General features: G+C 67.0%; 5 protein-coding genes. 3 read left to right on the plus strand and 2 right to left on the minus strand.

The window, feature by feature from the left end; translation table 11 throughout:
* Positions 1-111 precede the first annotated feature (111 nt).
* Together VFV09_02520 and VFV09_02525 are read right to left on the minus strand one after the other, a co-directional pair.
* Entirely contained in the window at positions 112-831 is a 720-nt protein-coding gene (locus tag VFV09_02520) for a Calx-beta domain-containing protein (protein HEU4866579.1), read from the minus strand.
* Positions 832-1,209: 378 nt separating this feature from the next.
* Complete coding sequence (locus tag VFV09_02525; protein HEU4866580.1) at positions 1,210-2,058, minus strand: bacterial transcriptional activator domain-containing protein; 849 nt, start codon at positions 2,056-2,058, stop codon at positions 1,210-1,212.
* Between the two features lie 93 nt (positions 2,059-2,151).
* Here VFV09_02525 and VFV09_02530 point away from each other — a divergent pair, with 93 nt between their 5' ends.
* The 3 genes from VFV09_02530 to VFV09_02540 form a co-directional block, all read left to right on the plus strand.
* Positions 2,152-4,938, plus strand: coding sequence for an AAA family ATPase (locus VFV09_02530; protein HEU4866581.1), 2,787 nt, complete (start codon positions 2,152-2,154; stop codon positions 4,936-4,938).
* Between the two features lie 31 nt (positions 4,939-4,969).
* Positions 4,970-5,632 (plus strand): histidine phosphatase family protein, encoded by a 663-nt coding sequence (locus VFV09_02535; protein HEU4866582.1) that lies wholly within the window; start codon positions 4,970-4,972, stop codon positions 5,630-5,632.
* Between the two features lie 356 nt (positions 5,633-5,988).
* Positions 5,989-7,442, plus strand: a 1,454-nt coding sequence (locus VFV09_02540; protein HEU4866583.1) for a molybdopterin cofactor-binding domain-containing protein, incomplete at its 3' end; no start/stop codon positions are given.

Here is a 7,442-nt window from a genome sequence, read left to right on the forward strand (position 1 = left end):
GCCCCTCGTGCTGGACCTAGCTCTTTATCGGCACAATCCGCGCGGCCGTAAACGAACTATGGAAAGTCTTCGCGGTGTCGCGAGGTTCTACTTGGTGTTCAAGGGCTCCGGCTAGATGGAGGGAGGCTGGTTCCGCCGCTGGTTGAGCAGGTAAGCGCCCACTCCAACGGCTCCCAGGAGCGCCAGCAGGCCGACGATGAGCTGGGGAGGAACACCTCCGCCGCCGTCCGAATCGTCGTCGGTTGTCGGCGACGGAGAGGGCGACGCGGTTTCGGTTTCCTCCGGCTCCGGCTCCTCCGACGGCGTGGGGCTCGCGGGAGCCGGCGCCGGGGCGGGGGCCGGAGCCGGGGCGGGGGCCGGTGCGGGGGGAGGAGCAGGTGCAGGCGCGGGCGGGGCCGCCGAACCTGCGCTGGCGTTGATCCGGACGGTGACAGGGCCGCCGAGGTCAAAGTCGGTGTTGACCGAACATCCCCCCGGCTGGCTGAGGTTCAACGAGAACGTCTCGGCGGGCTCGGCCGCGCCGTCACCGACGATGCTGAGAGGGAACGACCGCTCGGTGCTGCTGCCGGTGAAGTTGACCTGCTGGTCGAAGGCAGTGAAGTCCGACCCGGCCCTGGCGGTGCCGTTCACGGCGGTGACCCGGACGTTGGAGTCCTCGACGGCGCCGTCGCGGGAGACGGTCACGGTCACCGAGTCGCCCTCGTCGACCGACTCCTCGGAGACCTCGACGTCGAACCGGTGACAGGCGGCCAGCGCGGCCGGCGCCGGCGCGACCACCAGAACCCCCGTAAACAACAAGACGACTACCAGTCCCAACCGTCGATTCGACATGGCGCCTCCCCGGTATCGGTGGCAAAAGCATTGCGAAGAGGCGGAGCGATTACAAGGGTCTCGAACCGAAAAAAACGAAGGGCGCCCGGTCAAGGCGCCCTTCGCTTTCTGATTCGTACTGGACATAGGAGCCCGAGTTGGATTACAGCACCGGCGGGACCAGTCCGGCATCCGTACCTCGGGGGTGGCCCGGGAGAAATTCGCTGGTGGAAGCCAGCACTCCGACCTAGCGGCCGGTCACCTCCAGGGTCCCGAAAAGACTTTCGCTAATACGGACCACCTCCTTTCTCTGGTGGAAAAATGATAGCCCATTTCGCCGGAGTATCGGTCAAATTGGCCGGGTTTTTTGAAGCCGGGAGACGGCGGCAAAGCGGGGCCTCAGCCCGAGCTGCAGATCTCCTCGTAGAGGCTGCGGGTCAGGCGTCCGGGCTCCACCCCGAGCTCTTCGTCGAGCGCGGTCCGGCACTTCTCGAACTGGCGCAGAGCCCCGGTCCGGTTCCCGGACAGGTGGTGCAGGCGCATCACCCGCCGGTGGGCTCTTTCGTGGGCGCGGTCGTGTTCCAGAAGGATGTGGCCGTAGGCCAGCCCCGCCTCCAACCGATTGGTTGCCTCGCACCAACCCACCAGCTTCTCGAGCAGAGAGACGTAGAGAGCCCTCAGCCGCTCCCGCTCGCGAACGCACCAGTCCTCGTCCCAACCGGCCAGAAGGTCGCCCTGGTACAGGTCGGCCGCGTTCATCAGCACCTGCGCCTCGGATTCGCCGATCTGTTCCGGCGCCACCGTCCGAACCCGGTCGTACGACCTTTCCAGCTGGGCGACGTCTAGCCACACCACAGCCGGGTCTATCTGTATCCAGTCCTTCTCAGTCAGCAGAAGCGGGGTCGAGCGCCCCGCTTTCTCCGGCAGCTTTTGCAGCTGCCAGATGCTCTGGCGAAGGTTCTTGCGGGACTGTTTGGGGTCGCTCTCGGTCCACAGAGTCGCCGACAGCACGTCCCGGTGGTGGGGCCTGTCGCCGAACAACAAAAGGTAGGCGACGATCTGCTGCAGACGTCGGCCCTCCATCTGCGGCCAGTCGCCGGCGGCGGATCGGGCGGCGAACCGCCCGAGAAGGGCGAACGAGTAGGAGCAGTTCAGGGATTGCGCAGGCCAGGCCACGCCCGATCTGCGTTCGTCTGGAGTCGGGCGCGGGGGATTCCCGGCGCTCTCGGTTGCAACGATCTTCTCCAACCTGTTCAGGGTGCGCCGGGGAGCACCCCCGACATAAGAGGGCTTTCCCGCTATCTGTCGAAATACTTGGGGTCAAATCTCTAGTATTCGAGTATGGCTACAGTATTTGGCAGGAACGCCGAGCTCGAGACCATCGACTCCTTCATATCGGCGGTGAGCCGGGGCGCGGCAGCTTTGGTAATTGCGGGGGAAGCCGGCATCGGCAAGACCACTTTGTGGCAGGCCGCGCGCGCTGCAGCCGAAAGCGCCGGGTTCCGCGTTCTGGTCGCCCGGCCCTCGGAGTCCGAGGCCACGTTCTCTTTTGCCGGCCTGACCGACCTGCTGGAGCCGGCGACGGCCCTCCTTCCCTCTCTGCCCACTCCGCAGCGCAGGGCTCTCGAGATTGCACTTCTCAGCGTTGAGGACGATCGGGGTAACCCGGTCGACCACCGCACTGTCGCGGTGGCGGCGCTCAACGTCGTGCGGCTCCTCACCGAGGAGCGCCCGGTGGTGCTTGCGATCGACGACCTGCAGTGGCTCGACCCGCCCACGGTTCAGGTCCTGCAGTTCGTCGCCCGCCGTCTGCGCGGCGACCGGGCCGGCCTCCTGCTCTCCCTGCGCACCGAGGAGGCCACCGACGACCCCCTCTCGCTGGACGCCGCGCTTGAAGGGAAGTCCGTTCGGCGAATCACGGTCGGGCCCATGGTCCCGCCGGCAATCGAGGAGATGCTCTCGGAGCGGCTCGACATCGAGCTGACCCGGCCGCTGGTCGGCCGTATCCACGAGATCTCCGGCGGCAACCCGTTCTACGCACTGGAGGTGGGCCGGGCAGCCGGCGCCATTGATGGCGGCTACATCTCGGGAGCGCCTCTCCCGCTCACCCAAAACCTCCGGGACCTGGTTCGGGGCCGGCTGACCGACCTTTCGGATGCCGGGACCCGGGCGCTGCTGGCGGTTGCCGCGGCATCCAGCCCCACCGTCGAAACCGTGCGCGTGCTTCTGGGGCCCGACGCCGACAGGGGCATTTCCGACGCCCAGCAGGCAGGCACCCTCGAGGTCGAACGGGGACGGTTGAGGCCCTCCCACCCGCTGATCGGCGCCACTGCCTACCTGGAGCTCTCGCCGGAGAGGCGGAGGGACCTTCACGCACGATTCGCCGAAATCGTGGAGGAACCGGAGCAGAAGGCCCGCCACCTGGCCCTGGCGGCCGACGGCCCCGACGAGGAGGTCGCCGCGGCGCTCGAGGCGGCGACCGCTTCCGCCGCCAGGCGGGGAGCACCCGGGACCGCCGCCGAGCTCGCCGAGCAGGCCGCGCAGCTGACCGGCCTCGGGTCGGAAGCAGGCCGGCTCCGCAGGCTGTCGCTGGCGGGTTACCACCACCTGCGGAGTGCCAACCTGCTCCGGGCCAAAAGTCTTTTCGAGGAGGTCGTCAACGACGCGCCGCCCGGCATTCAGCGGGCCAACGCCATGTGCCTGTTGGGTGAGGTCATCTACCTGTTCGGCCGGACCCCCGACGCCATCGACCTCTTCAAGCGCGCCCTCAACGAGGCCGAAGGAGATCCCTGGGTCTTGGCGCACATCGAGATGGACCTGGCGATGACCGGGTTCCAGCTGATCGACTTCGCTGCCTCCCAACGGCACAGCCACGCCGGGCTGGCCCACGCCGAACGCTGCGGCGTCGACTCCCGCATCGGGCAGGCCCTGGGGGTCGCAATCTTCAACGACTGCCTGGTGGGAGAGGGCGTCGACGAGGAGCTGATCCAGCGCTCCCTGGCCATGGAGGACTTCGACGCCCCGACGATGATCTGGGTCGGGCCCACGTTCGTAGCTCCGATGTTGTGGATGTGGAGCGGGCAGGTCGAAAAGGCGCGTGCCGGGTTCGCACGCATGCTGCAGATGCTGGTGGACCGGGGCCAGCACGCCTCCATCTGCCTGATGGGCATCTACATCACCAAGGCCGTCTGGTGGGCGGGGGACCTCCAGAGCGCCGAGAACTACGCCCTGGCCTCCCGCGTGGCTTCCGAACATTCGGGGTGGCCGGCCGGCCGGGCCTTCGCCGCGGTGAGCGGCGCAATGGTGGACTGCCTGGCCGGCCGGTCGGAGGACGCCCGCTTGAAGATCGAGGAGGCTTCGGCCATCCTCGGGAGCCACTCGCCGGTGCGCACGTTCTGGATGATGACCTGCCTGGGGGCTCTCGAGCTGTCGCTGGGCGACCACGCCGCAGCCGACCGGGTGCTCGGACCGTACCTTCCTCTGCTGGAGAGCTCCGGAGTCGGGGAGCCCGGGGTGTTCGCGTTCGTCGCGGACGAGGCCGAAGCCCTCATCGGACTGGACCGGGCGCAGGAGGCCGAGCCCCTGATCGACTGGCTGGCCGAGCGCGGCGCGGCGCTCGACCGCCCGTGGGCGCTCGCAGCGGCCGCCCGGTGCCGGGCGCTCAAGCTTGCTTCCGAGGGCCGGCCAAACGAGGCGATGGAGGCGGCGAACGAGGCGCTGCGCTCGCACGAACGTGTCCCGATGCCTATCGAGCTTGCCCGGACCCTTCTCGTGAAAGGCCGGCTTCAACGCAGGAGCCGGGAGAAGTCGGCTGCGAAGCAGAGCCTCGAGGAGGCGCTGCGGATCTTCGAGGAGGCGGGGGCCATGGCGTGGGCCGACCGCACCAGGGAGGAGCTTCAGCGGGTCGGGTTGCGGCCGCGGGCGTCCTCCGGCCTTACTGCAACCGAGTCCCGCGTCGCCGAGCTGGCTGCCGCCGGACTGACGACCAGGGCGATTGCCGCCGAGGCGTTTCTTGCGCCGAAGTCCGTCGAGGGGGTCCTGACCCGGGTGTACCGGAAGCTGGGCGTGTCCTCGCGGGCCCAGCTCGCCGCCAAGCTCGCCCGAAAGTCCGAACCACCGGAAGCCTGAACCCGGCCGCCAGGCCGCATAATCAACCTCCATGGAGCAAAACCCTGAAGCGTCCGCGCCCGTGTCGCTGCTCATCGTCCGCCACGGCGAGTCCGAGTGGAACGCGCTGGGCCGATGGCAGGGCCAGGCCGACCCCGACCTCTCGCCCCGCGGAGAGGAGCAGGCGGTCCAGGCCGCCGAGGCGCTGGCCGGCATTCCCATCTCCCGCGTCGTCTCATCGGATCTGAGCCGGGCCCGGCGCACCGCAGGCATCATCGCCGAGAGGCTGGGCGTGACCGCGGTAACCGTCGAGCAGGGCCTCCGGGAGGTCGACGTCGGCGAGTGGAGCGGCCTGACCAGACCGGAGATCGAGGAGCGGTGGCCCAAGCTGCTGGCCGCCTGGAGCGAGGGCCGGCTGGAGTGCACCCCGGGCGGCGAGACCCTGACCGCCCTGCGGGAGCGGGTGACCGGCGCCATTCAGAAGGTCCTGGAGGCCGGCCGGTTGCAGAACGGCTCACATCCCGGGGCAATCCTGGTGGTCAGCCACCGGCGGGCGATCTCGGCGTTGGAGGAGGCCTCCGGCGTCCGGCCGGTTCGCGCCGGGAACCTGGCAGGGCGCAGGTTCACCGCCGGCGAGCACGGAGTTTTGGAGCCTGGAGAGCCACTCGACCTGCTGGCCGAGGTCGCTCCTCCCCTCGAAGAAACCCCGCCCTGACCCCGGCGGGTATCGCTGCCACCATATAAACCCGTTTTGTATATAATCCCCGGTTGCCCGTACTTTGCGCGTAGGGGCCTAACGGGGGCTCCCCGCCCCTATCGGACCTGTTCCCTTCGCGTGTACGAAGGAGGTGCATTAGTGCCAGGGCCGTAGCCTAAAAATCCCACTACCAACTCGCGTGTTCATCCCGGCTGCGACGCACGCAGCAGCCCTAAGTCCCCTTATCGGAATCCGAGGAAAATTCCTATCAAGCCATCGGCCACCTAGGGCCGGAAAGGCGGGACAGTATGGCAGTAGACGAGATTGAAATTGGTGGTTTAGGCGCCAGTCGGCGCCGCGTCGAAGACGGAAGGTTGCTGGTAGGCAAGGGCAACTTCGTCGACGACTTCAAGTTGACCGGAATGCTCCACGGCGAGCTCCTCAGAAGCCCCCTGGCGCACGCAAAACTCATCTCGATCGACTACTCGAGAGCATGGATGGTTCCCGGCGTTCACCTGGTCATCACCGGTGACTTCGCCGCCCAGCACAACCTGGCGTGGATGCCGACACTCTCCTACGACACCCAGGCAGTGCTGGCCACAGACAAGGTTAGATTCCAGGGCCAAGAAGTGGCCTTCGTCGTCGCCGACGACCCCTACATCGCCAAAGACGCGTGCGAGCTGATTGACGTCGAGTACGCTCCGCTTCCTGCGATCGTCAACCCAATGCAGGCCATTGCCCCGGGCGCACCTCTGATCCGGGACGACAAGGAGTGGCAGAAGGACAACATCTGCTACACCTGGAACGTGGGCGACAAAGCAGGCACCGACCGTGCCTTCGAAAAGGCCGACAAGATCTCCAAACTCGACCTGTTCTACCCCCGCTCCAACCCCTGTCCGATCGAGTGCTGCGGCTGTATCGGGGACTACAAGCCCGAGACCGAGAAGCTCACGATCTACCTGACCACCCAGGCACCGCACATCATCCGTACCGCGGTCGCCATCGTTGCCGAGCTCCCCGAGCACAAGATCCGGGTCATCTCTCCGGACCTCGGCGGCGGTTTCGGTAACAAGGTGCCGGTCTACCCCGGTTACGTCTGCGCCGTCCTGGCGTCCGTCGTCATCGGCCGCCCGGTGAAGTGGATCGAGGACAACACCGGGAACCTGATCTCAACCGGTTACGCACGGGACATGTACATCCACGGCGAGCTGGCCCTGAAGGCGGACGGCACCATCCTGGCGGCCCGCTACCACGCAGACACCGACAACGGGGCGTTCTTCTCGGACGCACAGCCGACCAAGTTCAAGATCGGCCTGTTCCACTCCGTGACCGGCGCCTACAAGATCCCGGTGGCGTACATGACCGCCCAGGGGCACTACACCAACAAGGCACCCGGAGGTGTGGCCTACCGGTGTTCGTTCCGCATCACGGAGGCCCTCTTCTTCCAGGAGAGGTTCATCCAAAATGCGGCGTACGACATGGGCATGGACCAGACCGAGTTCCGTAGGCTGAACTTCGTGCAACCGGACGAGTTCCCCTACCGGACGGCGTTCGGGTTCCTCATGGACTCGGGTGACTACGAAGCCGCTCTCGACATCGCAATGGAGCAGATCGGTTACCACGCGTTCCTGCGTGAGAAGGAGTCCGCCCGCAACTCGGGACGCCTTCTGGGACTCGGGACGAGCTGCTTCACCGAGCCCGTCGGCGCCGGCAACTCCCGTGAGTACGACATCATCGGCATCAAGATGTTCGACTCGGCGGAGCTGCGGGTCCACCCGACCGGCAAGGCAGTGCTCAAGATCGGCTCCAAGACCCAGGGTCAGGGTCA

This window comes from Actinomycetota bacterium (assembly GCA_035759705.1).
Lineage (GTDB): Bacteria > Actinomycetota > CADDZG01 > JAHWKV01 > JAHWKV01 > JAJCYE01.

What these genes read in the sequence shown, in the direction of transcription:
- VFV09_02520 (HEU4866579.1), bottom strand. Translation starts at nt 831, where the DNA reads ATGTCGAATCGACGGTTGGGACTGGTAGTCGTCTTGTTGTTTACGGGG.
- VFV09_02530 (HEU4866581.1), top strand. Translation starts at nt 2,152, where the DNA reads ATGGCTACAGTATTTGGCAGGAACGCCGAGCTCGAGACCATCGACTCC.
- VFV09_02535 (HEU4866582.1), top strand. Translation starts at nt 4,970, where the DNA reads ATGGAGCAAAACCCTGAAGCGTCCGCGCCCGTGTCGCTGCTCATCGTC.